General features: G+C 70.9%; 21 protein-coding genes. 12 read left to right on the top strand and 9 right to left on the bottom strand.

Annotated features, from left to right (window positions below):
* Positions 1-12 precede the first annotated feature (12 nt).
* Positions 13-1,020 carry a DEDDh family exonuclease gene (locus tag ACF1FZ_RS32000; RefSeq protein WP_391776883.1) on the bottom strand — a complete coding sequence of 336 codons (1,008 nt, stop codon included), beginning with the start codon at positions 1,018-1,020 and terminating at the stop codon, positions 13-15.
* A gap of 334 nt (positions 1,021-1,354) precedes the next feature.
* On the opposite strand from ACF1FZ_RS32000, the gene ACF1FZ_RS31995 reads away from it, so the two are divergent.
* Positions 1,355-2,260, top strand: coding sequence for a sterol desaturase family protein (locus tag ACF1FZ_RS31995; protein ID WP_391776882.1), 906 nt, complete (start codon positions 1,355-1,357; stop codon positions 2,258-2,260).
* Entirely contained in the window at positions 2,257-2,961 is a 705-nt protein-coding gene (locus ACF1FZ_RS31990; protein WP_391776881.1) for a lysoplasmalogenase, read from the top strand. The genes ACF1FZ_RS31995 and ACF1FZ_RS31990 overlap by 4 nt, the downstream gene beginning before the upstream one ends.
* Positions 2,962-3,017: 56 nt before the next feature.
* On the opposite strand, the gene ACF1FZ_RS31985 is transcribed toward ACF1FZ_RS31990, so the two are convergent.
* Positions 3,018-4,547: a S8 family serine peptidase gene (locus ACF1FZ_RS31985; protein ID WP_391776880.1), complete on the bottom strand. Its 1,530-nt coding sequence runs from the start codon at positions 4,545-4,547 to the stop codon at positions 3,018-3,020.
* Between the two features lie 315 nt (positions 4,548-4,862).
* Here ACF1FZ_RS31985 and ACF1FZ_RS31980 point away from each other — a divergent pair, with 315 nt between their 5' ends.
* The 3 genes from ACF1FZ_RS31980 to moaA all read left to right on the top strand — a co-directional run bounded on the left by ACF1FZ_RS31980 (position 4,863) and on the right by moaA (position 8,014).
* Positions 4,863-5,228, top strand: coding sequence for a DUF485 domain-containing protein (locus ACF1FZ_RS31980; RefSeq protein WP_391776879.1), 366 nt, complete (start codon positions 4,863-4,865; stop codon positions 5,226-5,228).
* Positions 5,225-6,865 carry a cation acetate symporter gene (locus ACF1FZ_RS31975; protein ID WP_391776878.1) on the top strand — a complete coding sequence of 547 codons (1,641 nt, stop codon included), beginning with the start codon at positions 5,225-5,227 and terminating at the stop codon, positions 6,863-6,865. The genes ACF1FZ_RS31980 and ACF1FZ_RS31975 overlap by 4 nt, the downstream gene beginning before the upstream one ends.
* A 159-nt stretch (positions 6,866-7,024) precedes the next feature.
* Positions 7,025-8,014: a GTP 3',8-cyclase MoaA gene (moaA, locus tag ACF1FZ_RS31970; protein WP_391776877.1), complete on the top strand. Its 990-nt coding sequence runs from the start codon at positions 7,025-7,027 to the stop codon at positions 8,012-8,014.
* On the opposite strand, the gene ACF1FZ_RS31965 is transcribed toward moaA, so the two are convergent.
* The 3 genes from ACF1FZ_RS31965 to ACF1FZ_RS31955 all read right to left on the bottom strand — a co-directional run bounded on the left by ACF1FZ_RS31965 (position 7,997) and on the right by ACF1FZ_RS31955 (position 9,275).
* Complete coding sequence (locus ACF1FZ_RS31965; protein WP_391776876.1) at positions 7,997-8,245, bottom strand: hypothetical protein; 249 nt, start codon at positions 8,243-8,245, stop codon at positions 7,997-7,999. The genes moaA and ACF1FZ_RS31965 overlap by 18 nt on opposite strands.
* Positions 8,246-8,354: 109 nt before the next feature.
* Complete coding sequence (locus ACF1FZ_RS31960) at positions 8,355-8,546, bottom strand: hypothetical protein (protein ID WP_391776875.1); 192 nt, start codon at positions 8,544-8,546, stop codon at positions 8,355-8,357.
* Positions 8,547-8,900: 354 nt separating this feature from the next.
* Positions 8,901-9,275: a DUF3099 domain-containing protein gene (locus tag ACF1FZ_RS31955; RefSeq protein WP_391776874.1), complete on the bottom strand. Its 375-nt coding sequence runs from the start codon at positions 9,273-9,275 to the stop codon at positions 8,901-8,903.
* A 214-nt stretch (positions 9,276-9,489) separates the two neighbouring features.
* Between ACF1FZ_RS31955 and ACF1FZ_RS31950 the strand changes: the two genes are divergently transcribed.
* Complete coding sequence (locus tag ACF1FZ_RS31950; protein WP_391776873.1) at positions 9,490-9,774, top strand: GlsB/YeaQ/YmgE family stress response membrane protein; 285 nt, start codon at positions 9,490-9,492, stop codon at positions 9,772-9,774.
* 71 nt (positions 9,775-9,845) lie between these two features.
* On the opposite strand, the gene tyrS is transcribed toward ACF1FZ_RS31950, so the two are convergent.
* The 3 genes from tyrS to ACF1FZ_RS31935 form a co-directional block, all read right to left on the bottom strand.
* Positions 9,846-11,114, bottom strand: a complete 1,269-nt coding sequence (gene tyrS / locus ACF1FZ_RS31945) for a tyrosine--tRNA ligase (protein ID WP_391776872.1) — start codon at positions 11,112-11,114, stop codon at positions 9,846-9,848.
* A gap of 63 nt (positions 11,115-11,177) precedes the next feature.
* On the bottom strand, positions 11,178-12,572 hold the full coding sequence (locus ACF1FZ_RS31940) for a metallopeptidase TldD-related protein (RefSeq protein WP_391776871.1): 1,395 nt from the start codon (positions 12,570-12,572) through the stop codon (positions 11,178-11,180).
* Complete coding sequence (locus ACF1FZ_RS31935) at positions 12,569-14,092, bottom strand: TldD/PmbA family protein (protein WP_391776870.1); 1,524 nt, start codon at positions 14,090-14,092, stop codon at positions 12,569-12,571. The genes ACF1FZ_RS31940 and ACF1FZ_RS31935 overlap by 4 nt, the downstream gene beginning before the upstream one ends.
* Before the next feature lie 221 nt (positions 14,093-14,313).
* Between ACF1FZ_RS31935 and fabG the strand changes: the two genes are divergently transcribed.
* From fabG to ACF1FZ_RS31920, 3 genes are all read left to right on the top strand, one after another.
* Positions 14,314-15,033, top strand: a complete 720-nt coding sequence (gene fabG, locus ACF1FZ_RS31930; protein WP_391776869.1) for a 3-oxoacyl-[acyl-carrier-protein] reductase — start codon at positions 14,314-14,316, stop codon at positions 15,031-15,033.
* A 5-nt stretch (positions 15,034-15,038) separates the two neighbouring features.
* Entirely contained in the window at positions 15,039-15,806 is a 768-nt protein-coding gene (gene fabI, locus ACF1FZ_RS31925; RefSeq protein ID WP_391776868.1) for an enoyl-ACP reductase FabI, read from the top strand.
* Positions 15,807-15,964: 158 nt separating this feature from the next.
* Complete coding sequence (locus tag ACF1FZ_RS31920; protein WP_391776867.1) at positions 15,965-16,336, top strand: hypothetical protein; 372 nt, start codon at positions 15,965-15,967, stop codon at positions 16,334-16,336.
* A gap of 11 nt (positions 16,337-16,347) precedes the next feature.
* Here the strand turns inward: ACF1FZ_RS31920 and ACF1FZ_RS31915 are convergent, their stop codons facing one another.
* Positions 16,348-17,022: a FadR/GntR family transcriptional regulator gene (locus ACF1FZ_RS31915; RefSeq protein WP_391776866.1), complete on the bottom strand. Its 675-nt coding sequence runs from the start codon at positions 17,020-17,022 to the stop codon at positions 16,348-16,350.
* A gap of 153 nt (positions 17,023-17,175) precedes the next feature.
* On the opposite strand from ACF1FZ_RS31915, the gene ACF1FZ_RS31910 reads away from it, so the two are divergent.
* The 3 genes from ACF1FZ_RS31910 to ACF1FZ_RS31900 all read left to right on the top strand — a co-directional run bounded on the left by ACF1FZ_RS31910 (position 17,176) and on the right by ACF1FZ_RS31900 (position 18,900).
* Positions 17,176-18,423: a CynX/NimT family MFS transporter gene (locus tag ACF1FZ_RS31910; protein WP_391776908.1), complete on the top strand. Its 1,248-nt coding sequence runs from the start codon at positions 17,176-17,178 to the stop codon at positions 18,421-18,423.
* Positions 18,424-18,440: 17 nt separating this feature from the next.
* Entirely contained in the window at positions 18,441-18,557 is a 117-nt protein-coding gene (locus ACF1FZ_RS31905) for an SGM_5486 family transporter-associated protein (RefSeq protein ID WP_086010434.1), read from the top strand.
* Between the two features lie 136 nt (positions 18,558-18,693).
* Positions 18,694-18,900, top strand: a complete 207-nt coding sequence (locus tag ACF1FZ_RS31900; RefSeq protein ID WP_391776865.1) for a hypothetical protein — start codon at positions 18,694-18,696, stop codon at positions 18,898-18,900.
* Positions 18,901-18,938: the final 38 nt, after the last annotated feature.

Genomic DNA, 18,938 nt, shown 5'->3' with positions numbered 1-18,938 from the left:
GTCGCCGCCGGTTCACTCCGATGACGCTGACGGGTCCGGTACGGCGACCGTCCCGGCCGGCGCCACATCCCTCAGCAGATGGGTGAACGCGCTCTCCTCGAGGATGGGGACGCCGAACGACCTGGCCTTCACCGTCTTGGACGTGGCCGAGTCCGGGTCGTTGGTGACGAGCAGGCTCGTCAGCCGCGACACGCTGGTCGCCACGTGCAGGCCCGCCTCCACGGCGCGGTCCTCCAGGAGTTCCCTGTCGATCGAGGTGTCACCGGAGAAGGCCACACGCATGCCCTGCATGAGCGGTTTGTCCGACTCGTAACGCCCGGGATTCGGATACGGGCACGCGGGACGCTTGCGCGAGGGACGCCAGCTCCCCTGTCCCTGTGACGGGCGGTACCCGGTGCGAGGGGTGACCGGGGAGTCGTTCCACTCCGTCAGCGGGCGGCACTCCAGCAACGGCAGCCGCACCCCGTCCCTGGCTGCCGCGTGCAGACTCGGCCGGAACGCCTCGGCCAGCACCCGGGCGTCGTCCAGCGCGTGGTGCGCGTGCTGCTGCACCACGCCGAAGTGTGCGGCCAGCGACTCCAGCTTGTGGTTGGGCAGGGGCAGCCGGAGCTCCTTGGCGAGCGCGATGGTGCACAACCGCTGCTCCACGGGAGCGGTGATCGCCGCCCGCGCGTACTCCCGGGCGATCATCGACCAGTCGAAGGCCGCGTTGTGGGCGACGAGAACCCGTCCGGCGAGCCGCTCGGACAGCTGCGCGGCGACCTCGGGGAAGAGCGGCGCACCCTCCAGGACGTCACTGGTGAGCCCGTGGATCCATACGGGCCCGGGGTCCCGCTCGGGGTTGACCAGGGTGTACCAGTGGTCCTCGACGGCGCCTCTCGCGTCCAGGCGGTACACGGCAGCGGACACTATCCGGTCGTCGCGGGCGAGTCCGGTGGTCTCCACGTCGACGACCGCGTATCCCCGGGGATACGCGGCCGGCCACGGGGCTGCGGTCTGACGGTCGTCGAGCATGGTCACAGAGAATACGGGCCGGGACCGACAGGGACCCATCCGGGCGCCCTCCCGCCGTGAGCCCGAAGGTGGCGCCGGGCGGTGGGTCACGGCGCCGGCGACGCGCCCGGTCCGAGGGCCGGCAGTGACCTGGTGGCCGCGCCGATGACCGTGGCGGCCGGCCGGACCGGTGAACCTCCGTGCCGGTCACGCGTGTTCCTCCCCCTGGTGGCGCCCGTGCCGGAGGTCCTGCGGCGGGGGCGCCCGGCGGAACCTGCCGAACGCTCATGACGCCATGTCTCACATACTTGTCGGTAACAACGTCTGTACCCGGCACCCCGGGCGGCTCTACGGTGCTCCCATGGAGCCGAACCTGCCCGATGTCGTGCTGTGGTCGATCCCGGCCTTCGTCCTGCTCACCGCCCTCGAGATGGCCCTCCACCGGCTGCACCCGGACGAGGACGCCGCCGGGTACGACGCCAGGGACGCCGCCACCAGCGTCACCATGGGGCTGGGCAGCCTGGTCTTCGACCTCTTGTGGAAGATACCGATCGTGGCGGTCTACGCGGCCCTGTACGAGCTGACCCCGCTGCGGGTCCCGCTCCTGTGGTGGACGGTCCTGCTCATGCTGGTCGCCCAGGACTTCTGCTACTACTGGTCCCACCGGGGCCACCACGTCATCCGGGTCCTCTGGGCCTGCCACGTGGTCCACCACTCCAGCCGCAAGTTCAACCTCACGACGGCGCTGCGCCAGCCCTGGACCTCACTGACCGTCTGGCCGTTCTACGTCCCGCTCATCGCCTGCGGGGTCCACCCGGCCGCACTCGCCTTCTGCTCCTCGGCGAACCTCGTCTACCAGTTCTGGGTGCACACGGAACGGATCGGCAAGCTGCCCCGGCCCTTCGAGTACGTGCTCAACACCCCCTCCCACCACCGGGTGCACCACGCCTCGCAGGGCGGCTACCTCGACCGGAACTTCGGCGGCATCCTGATCGTCTGGGACCGGCTCTTCGGCTCGTTCGCCGCCGAGACCGAGCGGCCCGTGTTCGGCCTCACCAAGAACATCGCCACCTACAACCCCCTGCGCGTCGCCACACATGAGTACGCGGCCATCGCCCGGGACGTCCGGGCGGCCACCAGCTGGGGTGAGCGGGCCGGACGGATCTTCCGCGGGCCGGGCTGGCAGCCTTCACGCGCCGCCGGGGCGCCCGCCGCCACGGCTGCGCCCGCGCCGCCGCGCGCCGCCGCCACCGAGCAGGCCGGATGACGCCCCGCACGGGTGCGCCCCGGCTCGCGCGCCCGCTGCTCGCGGCCTTCCTGGCGGTCTCCACCGTCCACCTGACCGGGCTCCTGGTGGGCGTCGACGCCGCCCACCAGGTCACCAAGCCGCTGCTGATGCCCCTGCTAGCCGCCTACGCCGCCGCGCGTGGCGGCCCGCGTCCGCTCATCGCGGCGCTGCTGTTCGGCTGGGGCGGGGACGTGCTGCTGATGCCCGGCTCGGACACGGCCTTCCTCGCCGGGATGGGTTCCTTCGCCGCCGGCCACGTCTGCTACCTGTGGCTCTTCGGGCGCGACCGCGTCTCCCCGACGGCCGGCGTCGCGTACGCCGCCGTCCTGGCGACCTTCGTCGTGCTCCTGTGGCCCGGCCTGCCGGGCGAACTGAGGGTCCCTCTGACCGGCTACAGCCTGCTGCTCACCGCGATGGCCTGGCGGGCGGGCGCCCTCGGCCGTCACGCGGCCCTCGGCGGCGCGCTCTTCCTGCTCTCGGACGCGCTCATCGCGACCGGTATCGCGGACCGGCCGCAACTGCCCGCACACGACTTCTCGGTCATGCTGACCTATCTGGCCGCGCAGTACCTGCTCACCCGGGGGGCGCTCGGCGGACCGGTGGATTCCCCCGCCGTCGGTGCGGAAGGCCACCGGGAGATGGGCTGGCGCACCGCGCTCAAGGCCCTCACCGGGCCGTAGCGGTGCGTCGCACGAGAGGGGCCGGGGACAGCCGTCCCCGGCCCCTCTCCCACGTATTACCTGCGGACCGCGTCCAGCGCGTCCACCACACCGGCTCCGTAGAAGCCGTTGTACTGCTTGCCGCCCTCGCAGACCGCGTCGATTGTGCCGTCACCGTCGATGTCGTACGGCGCGCCGCACGCGGTGGCATCGGCCTGGTGGGTCAGCAGCGCCTTCACCCCGGCCGCCGAGGCGTACGGGTGGGTCGACTTGATCAGGGCCGCGACCCCCGCGACGTGGGGGGAGGCCATGGACGTACCCGCCTTGTAGCCGAATCCGCCGCCGGGCAGCGTGGAGAGGATCAGCCCGTTGTCGGCCGGCGCCTCCGGCGTCTGGTAGCGCGTCGAGTCACCGCCCGGGGCGGCCACGTCGACGACTCCGAGGCCGTAGTTCGAGTAGGAGGACTTGAGGTTCTTCGCACCGGTGGCCGAGACCGTGACGACACCCGGGATCATGGTCGGGATGTCGGGGCAGGCGCTCGGGTCGACCGTGCGGGTGACCGGCGTCGTGTCGTTGGGGCTCGTCGTGTCCTCGATGGCGTCCAGGGCCAGGTCGTGGTCGGAGTTGCCGGCCGCGGCGACGTTGACGACGCCCTTGCCCTCCGCGTAGCGGGTGGCGCGGGTGACCGACTCGACCAGGGCGCCCTGGTCCGGGTCGTTCTTGCAGTTGAACAGCCACGGGTCGGTGTAGTAGCTGTTGTTGGTCACGTCGACGCCGTGCTCGGCGGCCCAGACGAAGCCGCAGACGACGGCCTCGGCGTAGAAGAACCCGGCCGGCGTGGACACCTTGATGCCGGAGACCTTCACGCCGGGCGCGACACCGGTGATGCCGGTGCCGTTCTTCGCCGCGGCTATGGTGCCCGCGACGTGCGTGCCGTGGTCGCTCTCGCCGGCCGCCGGCCGCCAGGCGCCGTCCGTGGTGTCCGGGGCGCCGGACACACAGTTCACCGAGGCCTCGCGGTCGAAGTTCGGGGCCAGGTCCGGGTGCGTGTCGTCCACACCCGTGTCGATGACGGCGACCGTGACCTTGCTGCTGCCGAGCGACTTCTTGTGTGCCTTGTCCGCCTTGATGGCGGGCAGGTCCCACTGCAGGGGCTCCAGCGGGTCCTGGCCCGCCACCGCGTCCTGCGACGCCGCCCGCGCCTGGCCGGCGGTGAGGGGCTGCTCGACCCCGATGTCCTTCGTCGCCTGCGGGACGAGCGGGCTGGTGCGCGTGGCGCCCGCGGACTGGACGCCCTTGGCCTTGCGGATCGTCGCGCCGAAGTCCGGGTTCTGCGAGTGGACGACGATGACGCCGATCTTGTCGTACGACGTCACGACGGTTCCGCCGGCCGCGGATATCGCCTTCCGCACCTGCTTGACGGTGCCGTGGCCGGCCCGCGTGTTGACGACGTACGACAGCGTGGGGCCGTCCGTGCGAACCGCCGCCGGCCCCTCCGCAGGTGCCGCGGACGCGGTACCCGTCGGAAGGAAGCCGAGCGAGGCCGTGAGCGCGAGCCCGACGGGCAGCGTGAGCACGCGAGTCCGTCTGGATGCCAGATGAGCCATGGGTTCTCCACATCATCCGTGCCGGTGGAGCCGGACACGGGCGTGTCCGGTCCGGTACATGACCAGTGAATTTATCGCTGATCTTCGCGGCACATCAATGAATACGGGCAAGTGAGTTCGAGGTGTGACCTGGGAGGGTCGCGTCCACGGGTGCCGGCCGGAGAAGACCGAACCTGCGGTGAACCGCTTCGCCGCGCTCTCCGTGCCGTTGCACAGGGAGTCGCGCACATTTCAGCCCCCACCACCCGAGAACGCAGAGGACTCCCCTTGGAACCCACCGTCCCCACCACCGCACCCGCGTCGCGAGGAGAATCCGTGGCCACCGAAACACCGCCGCCCCCGTCCCCTGAGGACGGCAGTCCCGTCCAGCCCACGACCGAGGCGTTCCTCGCCGCGCAGAACAGTGCGGAGTTCACCGAACTGCGCCGCTCCCACCGCTCCTTCGCCTTTCCCCTGACGGTCGGGTTCATCGCCTGGTACCTGCTGTACGTGCTGTTGTCCAGCTATGCCGACGGTTTCATGAGCAAGATCGTCTTCGCGAACTTCAACGTCGCCTTCGTGTTCGGCCTCGCCCAGTTCGCCACCACGTTCCTCATCGCCTGGTTCTACTCGCGCCACGCCACGAACAAGCTCGACCCGCAGGCCGCGGCCATCAAGTCCCGTCTGGAGGCCGACGCATGAGCGCCGCGTACGCATCGCACACCTTGAACCAGCTCGCCGCCTCGTCGTCGACGACCGAGCACCGGCCGCTGATCATCACCCTCTTCGCGGTCTTCGTCGCGGCCACCCTGGGCATCACCGTCTGGGCCGGCCGGCAGACCAAGAGCGCGTCGGACTTCTACGCGGGCGGCCGGCAGTTCACCGCCTTCCAGAACGGCCTCGCCGTCTCCGGCGACTACATGTCGGCGGCGTCCTTCCTCGGCATCGCCGGCGCCATCGCCCTCTTCGGCTACGACGGCTTCCTCTACTCCATCGGTTTCCTCGTCGCCTGGCTCGTCGCGCTGCTGCTCGTCGCCGAACCGCTGCGCAACTCGGGCCGCTACACCATGGGCGACGTCCTCGCCTACCGGATGCGGCAGCGGCCGGTACGCACCGCCGCGGGCGTCTCCACCATCGTCGTGTCGATCTTCTACCTGCTGGCCCAGATGGCGGGCGCGGGAGTCCTCGTCGCGCTGCTGCTCGGCATCACCAGCGACGCCGGAAAGATCCTCATCGTGGCGCTGGTCGGGGTGCTCATGATCCTCTACGTCACCATCGGCGGCATGAAGGGCACCACCTGGGTGCAGATGGTCAAGGCCGTCCTGCTCATCGCCGGCGCGCTGCTGATGACCCTCATGGTGCTCTGGAAGTTCGACTTCAACATCTCCGACCTGCTGGGCACCGCCGCGGAGAAGAGCGGCCACGGCGCCGCGTTCCTGGAGCCGGGCCTCAAGTACGGCGTCACGGACGTGTCGAAGCTGGACTTCATCTCGCTCGGGATCGCGCTGGTGCTCGGCACCGCGGGCCTGCCGCACATCCTGATCCGCTTCTACACCGTCCCGACCGCCAAGGCCGCCCGTAAGTCCGTGAACTGGGCCATCGGCATCATCGGCGCCTTCTACCTGATGACGATCGCCCTCGGCTTCGGCGCGGCGGCACTCATCGGGCCCGAGGAGATCAAGGCGAAGAACCCGGCGGGCAACGCGGCGGCGCCCCAGCTCGCCGAGTACCTCGGAGGGGTCGGCACCACCGGCGGTGCCATCATGCTCGCCGTCATCTCCGCCGTCGCCTTCGCCACGATCCTCGCCGTCGTCGCGGGCCTCACCCTGGCCTCCTCGTCCTCCTTCGCCCACGACATCTACGCCAACGTCATCCGCAAGGGGAAGGCGACCGAGAAGGAGGAGATGCGCGCGGCCCGCTGGGCCACCGTCGCGATCGGCGTCGTCTCCATCGGCCTCGGCGCGATGGCCCGCGACCTGAACGTCGCGGGACTCGTGGCCCTGGCCTTCGCCGTCGCCGCTTCGGCCAACCTGCCGACCATCCTCTACAGCCTCTTCTGGAAGCGCTTCACCACCCAGGGCGCCCTCTGGTCCATCTACGGCGGTCTCGCCTCGTCCGTCTTCCTGGTGCTGTTCTCCCCGGTCGTCTCCGGGAAGGCCAGCTCGATGTTCCCGGGCGTGGACTTCGCCTGGTTCCCCCTGGAGAACCCGGGCCTCATCTCCATCCCGCTGGGCTTCCTGCTCGGCTGGGTCGGCTCGGTCCTCTCCAAGGAGGAGCCGGACAAGGGCAAGTACGCCGAACTCGAGGTCAAGTCCCTCACCGGCACCGGAGCCCACTGACCAGCCTGCCGCACCTCGTACGGGGCCCCGTCGTAGAGACCTACGACGGGGCCCCGCCGCACCTCGTGCCAACCGGGCCCCCGCCATGTCACAGGTCTCGCGTAGTCTCGGAGGAGTCAGAACCGCAACCGCGCACACCACCGGGGGAGGGGGCCCACAGTGCTCGTCGACACCTACGGCCGGGTCGCCACCGACCTGCGTGTTTCACTGACCGACAAGTGCAATCTCCGTTGCACCTACTGCATGCCCGAAGAAGGCCTGCAGTGGCTCTCCAGGACCGACCTGCTCAGCGACGACGAGATCGTCCGGCTCATCCGTATCGCCGTCACCGCTCTCGGCATCACCGAGGTCCGTTTCACCGGGGGCGAGCCACTGCTGCGCCCCGGCCTCGTCTCGATCGTCGAGCGGTGCGCCGCGCTGGATCCCCGCCCCAGGATGTCGCTGACCACCAACGGCATCGGTCTCAAGCGCACCGCCGGCGCCCTGAAGGCCGCGGGTCTGGACCGGGTCAACGTGTCCCTGGACACCCTGCGCCCCGACGTCTTCAAGACGCTCACCCGCCGCGACCGGCACAAGGACGTGCTGGAAGGACTCCAGGCCGCCCGCGAAGCGGGACTGACCCCGGTCAAGGTCAACTCCGTCCTCATGCCCGGGCTCAACGAGGACGAGGCCCCCGACCTGCTCGCCTGGGCCGTGGAGAACGCCTACGAGCTCCGCTTCATCGAGCAGATGCCGCTCGACGCCCAGCACGGCTGGAAGCGCGACGGCATGATCACGGCGGGCGACATCCTCACCTCGCTGCGCACGCGGTTCACCCTCACCGCGGAAGGCGAGGAGGAGCGCGGATCCGCCCCCGCGGAGCGCTGGACCGTGGACGGCGGCCCGCACCGCGTCGGCGTCATCGCCTCCGTGACCAGGCCCTTCTGCGGAGCCTGCGACCGCACCCGGCTCACCGCCGACGGACAGGTCCGCACCTGTCTGTTCGCCCGCGAGGAGACCGACCTGCGTGGCGCCCTGCGCTCCGACGCGCCGGACGAGGAGATCGCCAGGATCTGGAAGCTCGCGATGTGGGGCAAGAAGGCGGGATCCGGCCTCGACGACCCCGCCTTCCTGCAGCCCGACCGTCCGATGTCAGCGATCGGCGGCTGAGGACTCCCACTCCGCCAGCGTCACGACGTCCTTGAGGAAACCCCGCACACCGAGGAAGGACGAGAGGTGCTCCCGGTGCTCGTCGCATGCCAGCCAGGTCTTGCGGCGCTCCGGGGTGTGCAGCTTCGGATTGTTCCAGGCGAGCACCCACACGGCATCGGCTCGACAGCCCTTGGCGGAGCAGACCGGTGATCCGGTGGAGCTCCCGGCGGAGGTATCGGGAAAGTTCACGGCCTCAACCCTAACCTCGTGCTTCTGCGGCGGTCCGCCCGGCCAGGCGGACCGGCACGTGTGCTCGGCCCCGGCTTCCGGCCCGGTGCACGTGCCGTCAGAGCTGTGGTCAGGCGGTGCGCCCACCCCGGATCCGTGCGGTCGCGGGGAGCGCCGCCGCGAGCAGGCTGAGTGCGGCTGCGGCAGACCGCTCACCCATCCACGGTGCGGCCGCGACGACGACGATGGCTATCACGGTGATCAACCGGTCCCGGTGATCCGTGAGCCCGTCGAGCGGATGCCTGCGCGGTTCGTGTGTCATGTGAGGCGACCCCTTTCGCTGCGGCGTTCAGGGGCCGGAGCCGACCCGGGCCGCGCATATGTCACGCGGTACGGGACAGGGTGCACCGGAACGGCATGGTTGATCTGGGCTTTTCGCGGGCTCCGGAGAGGGAGCCGGTCTGCCGGGAACGACGGCTGCGGGGGTCTTTCGCCGACGCGTCCCCGCCGGAGAACGGCGACGCCGGGCAGCCACGGGGGGAGCTGCCCGGCGTCGGTCCGTCGCTCCGACGGGGGATGCGGAGCGCTCACGCAGTATGCCACGGGGCCCGGGGTCCGCCGCACCGGAACGTCATGATTGCCCTCAGCTCTTCCGGGCCCCGCAAAGTGCTGCTGCTCAGTCCGTGGGGCGCGGCTCGCCCACGCGGCTGCCGCCCCCGGGCTCCGGAGCCGGCCCCGCGGGACCGGCCGCGGGAGCCGCGCCGAGAGCGGGCCGCATCGGTGCGGGCACGAACGTGGAGGGGAGTGAAGGGGCGTTCTCACGGCCGGCGTTGGCGATGACCACCGCCACATAGGGGAGCAGGACACCCAGCGCGAGCGCCACCACGGCCACGTGCCTCTCGACATTCCACAGGGTCGTGGCCAGCACCACGGAGACCGTGCGCACGGACATCGAGATGATGTAACGCCGCTGCCTGCCACGCACGTCATCGGCGAGCCCCTGCCGGGCACCCGTGATACGGAAGACCTCCGTGCCGCTCTGCTTCCGCATCGTGATTCCACCACCAGATCTCTGTGCCGGTCTTCCCCGGACGGTGCGGCTTCCACGGTACGCCTGGCCTACGCCGTATTCGAGCCCGGGGCGCCCCCCGTCCGTACGGATCCCGACCGCGGCCTCACGTACGGCCCTGCCCGGCGTGCGGCGTACGCCCGGCAGGCCGAGACTGGGGCGAACGTGCGCACACAGCGCCGCACGAGGAGGCGATATGAGCTGGTTGTGGGCAATCATCGTAGGGCTGGTACTGGGCGTGCTCGCCCGGGCGATCCTGCCGGGGAAGCAGAGCATCCCCCTCTGGCTGACGGTGGTGTTCGGCATCCTCGGCGGCATCCTCGGCAATGCCGTCGCCACCTGGATCGGTGTCAACGACACCAAGGGGATCGACTGGATCCGTCATGTGCTGCAGCTGATCGGCGCCGTGGTCGTCGTCGGTGTCGGAGACATGCTCTGGCAGTCGATCCGGGGCAACCGGGGCAGGAAGCAGAGAGCCTGACCCGGTACGGCACAGCACCGCGGCCGGTCACGCGTCGTGTGTGACCGGCCGCGGTGCTGTGCTCGCCGGCGTCAGCCGGCCGTGACCTCGACAGCGGCCAGGTTCTTCTTGCCCCGGCGCAGGACCAGCCAGCGCCCGTGCAGCAGTTCCTCGCGGGCCGGGGCGCCCTCGCCGTCCGTGACCTTCGCGTTGTTCACGTAGGCCCCGCCTTCCTTGACCGTGCGGCGGGCGGCCGACTTGCTGGCGGACAGCCCGACCTCGACCAGGAGATCCACCACCGGACCCAGCTCGGTGACCTGGGCATGCGGCACCTCGGACAGGGCGGCGCTCAGCGTCGCCTCGTCCAGCTCGCCGAGCTCACCCTGGCCGAACAGCGCCTTCGAGGCCGCGATGACCGCCGCGCACTGCGCGCCGCCGTGCACCAGCGTCGTCAGCTCCTCGGCCAGCGAACGCTGCGCCGAACGTGCCTGCGGGCGCTCCTCGGTCAGCTTCTCCAGCTCCTCGAGCTCCTCACGGCTCTTGAAGCTGAGGATGCGCATGTACGTCGAGATGTCCCGGTCATCCACATTCAGCCAGAACTGGTAGAAGGCGTACGGCGTCGTCAGCTCCGGGTCGAGCCACACGGCCCCGCTCTCGGACTTGCCGAACTTGGTGCCGTCGGCCTTCACCATCAGGGGCGTCGCCAGAGCGTGCACGGCGGCGCCCGGCTCCAGGCGGTGGATCAGGTCGATGCCCGCCGTGAGGTTGCCCCACTGGTCGCTGCCGCCCTGCTGGAGGGTGCAGCCGTAGCGCCGGTACAGCTCCAGATAGTCCATGCCCTGGAGGAGCTGGTAGCTGAACTCCGTGTAGCTGATGCCCTCCTGCGACTCCAGCCGGCGGGCCACCGAGTCCTTGGTGAGCATCTTGTTGACCCGGAAGTGCTTGCCGATGTCCCGGAGGAACTCGATCGCGGACATGCCCGCGGTCCAGTCCAGGTTGTTCACCATCGTGGCGGCGTTCGGGCCCTCGAAGGTGAGGAAGGGCTCGATCTGCCCGCGCAGCCGCTGGACCCACTCGGCGATGGTCTCCGGATCGTTCAGCGTGCGTTCCGCGGTCGGCCGCGGGTCACCGATCTGACCGGTGGCCCCGCCGACCAGGGCGAGCGGCTTCAGCCCGGCCAGCTGGAGCCGGCGCATGGTGAGCACCTGCACCAGGTGGCCCACGTGCAGACTCGCCGCAGTCGGGTCGAAGCCGCAATAGAAGGTGACCGGGCCGTCCGCGAGAGCCTTGCGCAATGCGTCCTCGTCGGTGGACTGGGCGAACAGCCCGCGCCACTTCAGCTCGTCGACGATGTCCGTCACGGTCGTTTCTCTCCTCTGAGGGTCCGGCTGGGCTCGGTCGGTTGTCCGGTCAGTCTATGGGCGTCATACGCCCCGGCTGACCGAACTCATGTGGAAGTCGGGAATGCGCAGCGCGGGCATCGCGGCCCGGGTGAAGTAGTCACCCCACTCGCGCGGCAGCGTCTTCTCCGTACGGCCCGCCTCCGACGCCCGGGCCAGCAGCCCGACCGGCGACTCGTTGAACCGGAAGTTGTTCACCTCACCGAGGACCTCGCCGTCCTCCACCAGATAGACCCCGTCCCGGGTCAGACCGGTCAGCAGCAGGGTGGCCGGGTCCACCTCCCGGATGTACCAGAGGCAGGTCAGCAGCAGGGCCCGGCCGGTCGTCGCGGCCACCATCTCCTCCAGGGACCGCTCGCCGCCGCCGTCCAGGACCAGGTTGTCCATCGAGGGGGCCACCGGCAGGTCCGTCAGCCCGGCGGAGTGACGGGTCGTGGTCAGCCGCTCCAGCCTGCCGCCCTTGATCCAGTCTGTCGGGGCCAGCGGCAGCCCGTTGTCGAAGACCGAAGAACCGTCCCCCGACGCGTGCGCGATCACGAAGGGGGCGGACTCCAGCCCCGGGGCGTACGGATCGCTGCGCAGGGTCAGCGGCAGCTCGGAGAGCCTCTCGCCGACCCTCGTACCGCCGCCGGGCCGGGAGAAGACCGTCCGGCCCTCCGCCGCGTCCCGGGCGCCCGCCGACCAGTACTGGTAGATCAGCAGGTCGGCGACCGCGGTCGGCGGCAGCAGCGTCTCGTAGCGCCCGGCCGGCAGCTCGATCCTGCGCTCCGCCCAGCCGAGGCGCTGCGCCAGCTCCGCGTCCAGGGCCACCGGGTCGACGTCCTCGAAGTCCCGGGTGGCCCGGCCCGCCCAGGCGGAACGGGTCCGGTCGGGGGACTTCGCGTTCAGCTCCAGCGTCCCGTTCGGCTGGTCGTGGCGCAGCCGCAGCCCCGCCGACGTACCCAGGTACGTCGAGCTCAGCTGGTGGTGGGCGAAGCCGTACAGCTCACGCCCGCCCGAGCGGGCCCGCGCGAAGGCGTCGCCGAGCGCCGGGGCGAAGCCGTCGAAGACACCGGAGCCGGTCTCGGCCGGCGCTTCCGTGAAACCGGCCGACACCGGGAGGCCGGAGACCAGCGGCTGGGCGTCCTCGGCGGGTCCGGCACCGCGCGCAGCGGCCTCGGCGGCCCGCACGAGCGGCTCCAGGTCGTCGGCGGTGACGGCCGAGCGGGACACCACCCCGGACGCCGTCCCCTCCGCGCCGTCCACGGTCGAGATCACGGTCAGGGTCCGCCCCCGCGTCACCCCGTTCGTGGTGAGCGCGTTGCCGGCCCAGCGCAGATTGGCGGAGGAGCTCTCCTCCGCGATGACCACACAGCCGTCGGCGGCGGACAGCTCCAGGGCGCGCTCGACGATCTCGTACGGCTTGCTGACGCGGCTCATCGCCCGGCCTCCTGCGTCGTGTTGAGGATGTTCACGCCTCGGAAGAGGGCTGAGGGGCAGCCGTGCGAGACGGCCGCGACCTGACCCGGCTGGGCCTTGCCGCAGTTGAACGCGCCGCCCAGGACGTAGGTCTGCGGGCCGCCGACCTTCTCCATCGAGCCCCAGAAGTCCGTCGTCGTCGCCTGGTACGCCACGTCCCGCAGCTGGCCCGCCAGCCGGCCGTTCTCGATCCTGAAGAACCGCTGCCCGGTGAACTGGAAGTTGTAGCGCTGCATGTCGATCGACCAGGACCGGTCGCCCACCACGTAGATCCCGCGCTCCACCCCGCCGATCAGGTCCTCCGTGGAGAGCCCGCCCGGGTCCGGCCGCAGCGAGACGTTCGCCATGCGCTGTACGGGGACGTGCTCCGGGGAGTCGGCGTACGCGCACCCGTTGGACCGGCCCAGCCCCGTCAGCTTCGCGATCCGCCGGTCCGTCTGGTAGCCCACCAGGGTCCCGTCCCTGACCAGGTCCCAGGACTGCGCCTCGACGCCCTCGTCGTCGTAGCCGATGGTCGCGAGACCGTGTTCGGCGGTGCGGTCACCGGTCACGTTCATGACGGGGGAGCCGTACGTCAACGTGCCCAGCTGGTCGAACGTCGCGAACGACGTCCCCGCGTACGCGGCCTCGTAGCCCAGCGCCCGGTCCAGCTCGGTGGCGTGACCGATCGACTCGTGGATGGTCAGCCAGAGGTTGGACGGGTCGACGACCAGGTCGTACGTCCCCGCCTCGACGCTCGGTGCCCGCATCTTCTCGGCCAGCAGCTCAGGGATGCGCTCCAGTTCGGCGTCCCAGTCCCAGCCGGTGCCCGTGAGGTACTCCCAGCCCCGCCCCACCGGAGGGGCGATCGTCCGCATCGAGTCGAACTCACCGGTCGTACCGTCCACGGCCACCGCGGTCAGCTGCGGATGCACCCGCACCCGCTGCTGGGTGGTCACCGTGCCGGCGGTGTCCGCGTAGAACTTGTTCTCGCGGACCGTCATCAGGGAGGCGTCCACATGCGCGACGCCGTCGGCCGCCAGCAGCCGCGCGCTCCATTCGGCGAGCAGCCCGGCTTTCTCCGCGTCCGGTACGCCGAAGGGGTCGACCTCATAGGCCGACACCCAGGTCCGCTCGCCGTGCACCGGCTCGTCCGCCAGCTCCACACGCTCGTCGGAACCGGCCGCCGCGATCACCTTCGCGGACAGCTTGGCCATGGCGACGGCCTGCGAGGCCACCTTCGCCGCCGCGTCCATCGTCAGGTCCACCCCGGACGCGAACCCCCAGGCCCCGCCGTGCGCGACCCGGACCGCGTACCCGGTGTCGGTGGTGTCCGACGTCCCGGACGGCCGGGCGTCCCGCAGCCGCCAGGAAGCGTCGCGCACCCGCTCGAACCGGAAGTCCGCGTGCACGGCGCCGAGCGCGCGGGCGCGGGCGAGCGCCGCGTCGGCGAGAGCGCGCAGCGGCAGGGCCAGGAACGACTGATCTACCTCGTGGGCCACGCGGGCCTCCCCTTCTCCACCTCTGAAAACGTCTCCGCAGTGAATCATGAGGGGTCGTGGGGTTCCCGTGCTCCGGTTTTACGTTGCCGTGTCCCGGCCGGGCCTTTCTGTAGAGATCCGACAGTCGCGGCCCGGCGGCGCTGTCAGAGGCCGATTCCCTGGATGCGGGATGGTACCGATAGGTTTTCGATGTACCAGAACGCCAAGGAAAGGGTGATCCGATGAGCCGCTCGGTTCTCGTCACCGGAGGAAACCGGGGCATCGGCCTCGCCATCGCCCGCGCCTTCGCCGACCACGGCGACAAGGTCGCCATCACCTACCGCTCGGGGGAGCCGCCGCAGGCGCTCACCGAGGCGGGCGTTCTCGCGGTCCGGTGCGACATCACCGACACCGAGCAGGTGGAGCAGGCCTACAAGGAGATCGAGGAGAAGCACGGCCCCGTGGAGGTGCTGGTCGCCAACGCCGGTATCACCAAGGACCAGTTGCTGATGCGGATGTCCGAGGACGACTTCACGTCCGTGCTCGACACCAACCTCACCGGCACCTTCCGCGTCGTCAAGCGGGCCAACCGCGCGATGCTGCGAGCGAGGAAGGGCCGTGTCGTCCTGATCTCCTCCGTCGTCGGTCTCCTCGGCTCGGCGGGACAGGCCAACTACGCGGCGTCCAAGGCGGGCCTGGTCGGCTTCGCCCGGTCGCTGGCCCGCGAGCTCGGCTCGCGCAACATCACGTTCAACGTCGTCGCACCCGGGTTCGTCGACACCGACATGACCCAGGTGCTCACCGACGAGCAGCGTAAGGACATCGTGTCGCAGGTCCCGCTCGGCCGCTACGCGCAGCCCGCCGAGATCGCCGCCGCGGTGCGCTTCCTCGCGTCCGACGACGCGTCGTACATCACTGGAGCCGTCATTCCCGTTGACGGCGGATTGGGCATGGGTCACTGATCACCATGAGCGGAATTCTCGACGGCAAGCGCATCCTCATCACGGGGGTGCTGATGGAGTCGTCCATCGCCTTCCACACCGCGAAGGTGGCCCAGGAGCAGGGGGCCGAGGTCATCCTCACGGCCTTCCCCCGGCCGACGCTGACCGAGCGCATCGCCAAGAAGCTCCCGAAGCCCGCCAAGGTCATCGAGCTCGACGTGACCAACGACGAGCACCTGGACCGGCTCGCGGGCCTGGTCAAGGACGAGCTCGGCTCGCTGGACGGCGTCGTGCACTCCATCGGCTTCGCGCCGCAGGACGCGCTCGGCGGGAACTTCCTGAACACGCCCTTCGAGTCGGTCGCCACCGCGATGCACGTCTCGGCGTTCTCGCTGAAGTCGCTCGCCATGGCCTGCAAGCCGCTGATGGCGGACGGCGGTTCGATCGTCGGCCTCACCTTCGACGCCCAGTTCGCCTGGCCCCAGTACGACTGGATGGGCCCGGCCAAGGCCGCGCTGGAGGCCACCTCCCGCTACCTCGCCCGTGACCTCGGCGGCGACAGCATCCGCTGCAACCTGATCTCGGCGGGCCCCATCGGCTCGATGGCCGCCAAGTCCATCCCGGGCTTCGGCGATCTCGCGGAGGTCTGGAACACCCGGTCGCCGCTGGCCTGGGACATGGCCGACCCGGAACCGGCCGGCCGCGGTGTCGTCGCCCTCCTCTCGGACTTCTTCCCGAAGACGACCGGCGAGATCATCCACGTCGACGGCGGCGTGCACATGATGGGTGCCTGACAGCTCGCGCCTCACCGACGGCCGCGTACTCCTCGCCGGGGTACGCGGCCGTCGCGCGTGTCCGGCGGCTCTCCCGGCGCTCGAGTCGAAAAGACGGCTGTCCCACCGCAGAATGTGGTGAACCGGACTTTCGGTCAGGCTGCGGGGAGGAGGTCGCTGTGCGCTCCACACGTCGCCGAACCTGGGCCCTGCTCGCCGCGGCGGCCGTCGTCGCGGGGCTCCTGGCCCCGGTGGCCGTGAGTGCGGCCGGCCGGGCGGGGAGCGGAGCGGCAGCGCCCCCCGCCCCGGAACCCGGGCCCTCGGGCGCCGAATGCCGTACGACGGTCGCGGGATCCCAGGTGGTCGCCTACTGTCACAACCCGTACCCCACGACCGATCTCGTCCGGCTCCACACCGAGTGCGCCCGGTGGTGGGACGTCGACGCCGACGGCGCTGCGGTCGCGGTGCAGCCGGGCCGGACGGTCAGGCTCGAGGACCGCTGCTGGAAAGAGGTCGGCTCGGCCTGGGTCAGCCACGCGGTGACCTTCTGAGCGGCCGGCCCTCAGACCCTCTCCCGCAGGCAGTTCAGCGCATGGGCGGCGGCCTCCGCCGCCGCCGTCTCGGCGTCGCCCGCCCTGATCGCCTCCACCAGCCGCGTGTGGTCCATGAGCTCCTCCGGGCCCAGCTCCGTGCCCACGTCGTCACGCAGGTAGTCGCGGAGCAGGTCGTTCAGGTCGGCGTAGAGCTCGGTCAGGACGTCGTTGTGGGAGGCGGCGACCACGGCGAGGTGCAGGGTCGCGTCGGCGGCGACGAAGGCCTCGGCGTCACCCGACGCCCAGGTCTCCTCGCGCCGCGCCATCAGTGTGGCGAGCTGCCGCAGATCCCGGTCCGTACGCCGCAGGGCGGCCAGCCGGGCGGCCGAGGACTCCAGGGTGGAGCGCAGCTCGGCGACGTGCCGGGGGTCGGCGTCCGCGAAGCGGCGGTGCATCACCCCTGCCAGCTCGCTGGTCGCCACCACATACGTGCCGGAGCCCTGGCGGATGTCCAGCAGCCCGTTGTGTGCCAGGGCACGAACCGCCTCGCGCACCGTGTTGCGGGCGACCCCGAGCTGCTCGACCAGTTCGGGCTCGGTGGGGATCCGTGAGCCCACGGGCCACTCGCCCGAGGTGATCTGGTTCCTCAGCTGGGCAATCACCTGGTCGGCGAGAGCCGAACGCCGCGTGGACGTCAGCGCCATGGTGCTCCTTGCTCGTGTTCCGGAGGGGGCGGTCCGGGAGGTGCGGGCCCGTGGGGTCGTCCTCCCGATTGTCTCAGGGAGAGAACCGGAGTGGACAGTCAATCATCCCATGATTCTATGATGGGGCTCATGCGTCACGACGAGACCCCGACCATGAGACCTCCGGCCGCCCCCGGTGCCCCGGCGCCGGGAGGCTCCGCACCCGGGCCTTCCCCCTGGGTGCTGCGGATCGTCACCATCGGTCTGGTCCTCGCCGCACTGAACCTCCGGCCCGCCATCACCAGCCTCGGCCCCCTCCTCGAGGAGGTCCGGGACGGACTGCGCATGAGCGGCAGCGTCGCCGGGGTCCTCACCTCCGTGCCGCCGCTCTGCTTCGCGCTGTTCGGCTTCGCGGCGCCGCGGCTGGCCCGCCGGTTCGGTCCGAGCGCCGTCGTCTGCGCGGGCATGGCGGCCATCGCCGCAGGCCTGCTGCTGCGTCCCTTCGTGGGCGGTACGGCCGGATTCCTCGCCGCCAGTGCCCTCGCCCTGATGGGCATCGCGGTCAGCAACGTCCTGATGCCGGTCATCGTCAAGCGCTGGTTCCCCGACCGGGTCGGTACCGTCACCGGCCTCTACTCGATGGCCCTGGCTCTCGGAACCGCCCTCGCGGCAGCCCTCACCGTGCCCCTGACGAACGCGCTGGGCGGCAGCTGGAGGGCGGGGCTGGTGGTCTGGGCAGGCCTCGCCGCCGTCGCCGTCCTGCCCTGGATCCCGCTCGTACGCAGGCGTGACCCCGGTACGGGGCAGGCCGCCGCCGGGCGGACCACGCGGCAGGCTCCCGCGCTGAGGATCACCCGCAGCCGCACCTCCTGGGCGCTCGCCTGCTTCTTCGGCCTCCAGGCCACGGCCGCCTACATCACCATGCAGTGGATGCCGCAGATCTTCCGCGACGCCGGGGTCTCGGCCGGCACCGCGGGAGTCCTGCTCGCCGTGACCATGGCCATGGGCGTACCGCTCGCCTTCGTCATCCCGCGCGTCGCCGCCCGCCTGAAGAACCAGGGGGTGATCGCCCTGGTCCTCGGAGGCTGCGGTCTCGTCGGCTACGCCGGGCTCTATCTGGCCCCCGCCGGCGGTGCCTGGCTCTGGGCCCTCCTGCTCGGCATCGCGAACTGCGCCTTCCCGCTCGCCCTCACCATGATCGGGATGCGCGCCCGCACCGGCGCCGGCGTGGTCAGGCTCTCCGCCTTCGCGCAGTCCACCGGCTACCTGATCGCGGCCCCCGGACCGCTGCTCGTCGGCGTGCTCTACCAGCACAGCGGGGGCTGGGGGCTGCCGATCGCCCTGATGGCGGGGCTCCTGGTGCCGCAGATGGCGGCAGGGGTGCTCGCGGGGCGGGACCGGACGATCGAGGACGAGTGCTGAGATGCGAGACTGTGCGCATGCCAGTGCTCGATCCGAATCCCCAGAACGGCCAGAAGAAGCTTCTCCTCGTGTTCGGCACGATGCTTCTCATCTCCGTAGTCATCGGCGTGATCGCCACGATCGCCTCCCCCTGACCTCCCGGGGTGGGGCAGGCCCCCCTGTCCCCTAGGGGGCCAGGTTCAGGGTCGAGTGGGTGGGTCACCGGATGGGACCGCCGCCGGCCGGCCCGTAGGTTCGGCATGACACAGCCCAGGACCCATGGAGGCGGACATGCCGGCCCGTACACCCATCCGGACCCACCGCCCGGCCACGGACACCGCCGAGGTCAGGCTGCCGTGGTGGGCCGTCGTGCTGCCCGCCCTCGCCTTCGCCGCGCTCCTCCTGCTGATCGTGGAACCCGGCCAGGCGCACGCGGCGGCAGGCGACCCCGCGATCGGGCGGCTCCTCGGGCACATCCTGGGGCTGGTGCCCGCCTGACGCGCCCCGGCGCCCACCGTGCACCCCCGGCGGGCCGA

The sequence above is a fragment of the Streptomyces sp. NPDC014623 genome (assembly GCF_043088245.1).
Taxonomy (GTDB): domain Bacteria; phylum Actinomycetota; class Actinomycetes; order Streptomycetales; family Streptomycetaceae; genus Streptomyces.
This window is presented reverse-complemented; position numbering and strand designations above follow the sequence as displayed.

What these genes read in the sequence shown, in the direction of transcription:
- ACF1FZ_RS31995 (WP_391776882.1), top strand. Translation starts at nt 1,355, where the DNA reads ATGGAGCCGAACCTGCCCGATGTCGTGCTGTGGTCGATCCCGGCCTTC.
- ACF1FZ_RS31990 (WP_391776881.1), top strand. Translation starts at nt 2,257, where the DNA reads ATGACGCCCCGCACGGGTGCGCCCCGGCTCGCGCGCCCGCTGCTCGCG.
- ACF1FZ_RS31985 (WP_391776880.1), bottom strand. Translation starts at nt 4,547, where the DNA reads ATGGCTCATCTGGCATCCAGACGGACTCGCGTGCTCACGCTGCCCGTC.
- ACF1FZ_RS31975 (WP_391776878.1), top strand. Translation starts at nt 5,225, where the DNA reads ATGAGCGCCGCGTACGCATCGCACACCTTGAACCAGCTCGCCGCCTCG.
- ACF1FZ_RS31960 (WP_391776875.1), bottom strand. Translation starts at nt 8,546, where the DNA reads ATGACACACGAACCGCGCAGGCATCCGCTCGACGGGCTCACGGATCAC.
- ACF1FZ_RS31955 (WP_391776874.1), bottom strand. Translation starts at nt 9,275, where the DNA reads ATGCGGAAGCAGAGCGGCACGGAGGTCTTCCGTATCACGGGTGCCCGG.
- ACF1FZ_RS31950 (WP_391776873.1), top strand. Translation starts at nt 9,490, where the DNA reads ATGAGCTGGTTGTGGGCAATCATCGTAGGGCTGGTACTGGGCGTGCTC.
- ACF1FZ_RS31940 (WP_391776871.1), bottom strand. Translation starts at nt 12,572, where the DNA reads ATGAGCCGCGTCAGCAAGCCGTACGAGATCGTCGAGCGCGCCCTGGAG.
- fabG (WP_391776869.1), top strand. Translation starts at nt 14,314, where the DNA reads ATGAGCCGCTCGGTTCTCGTCACCGGAGGAAACCGGGGCATCGGCCTC.
- fabI (WP_391776868.1), top strand. Translation starts at nt 15,039, where the DNA reads ATGAGCGGAATTCTCGACGGCAAGCGCATCCTCATCACGGGGGTGCTG.
- ACF1FZ_RS31915 (WP_391776866.1), bottom strand. Translation starts at nt 17,022, where the DNA reads ATGGCGCTGACGTCCACGCGGCGTTCGGCTCTCGCCGACCAGGTGATT.
- ACF1FZ_RS31910 (WP_391776908.1), top strand. Translation starts at nt 17,176, where the DNA reads ATGAGACCTCCGGCCGCCCCCGGTGCCCCGGCGCCGGGAGGCTCCGCA.
- ACF1FZ_RS31905 (WP_086010434.1), top strand. Translation starts at nt 18,441, where the DNA reads ATGCCAGTGCTCGATCCGAATCCCCAGAACGGCCAGAAGAAGCTTCTC.
- ACF1FZ_RS31900 (WP_391776865.1), top strand. Translation starts at nt 18,694, where the DNA reads ATGCCGGCCCGTACACCCATCCGGACCCACCGCCCGGCCACGGACACC.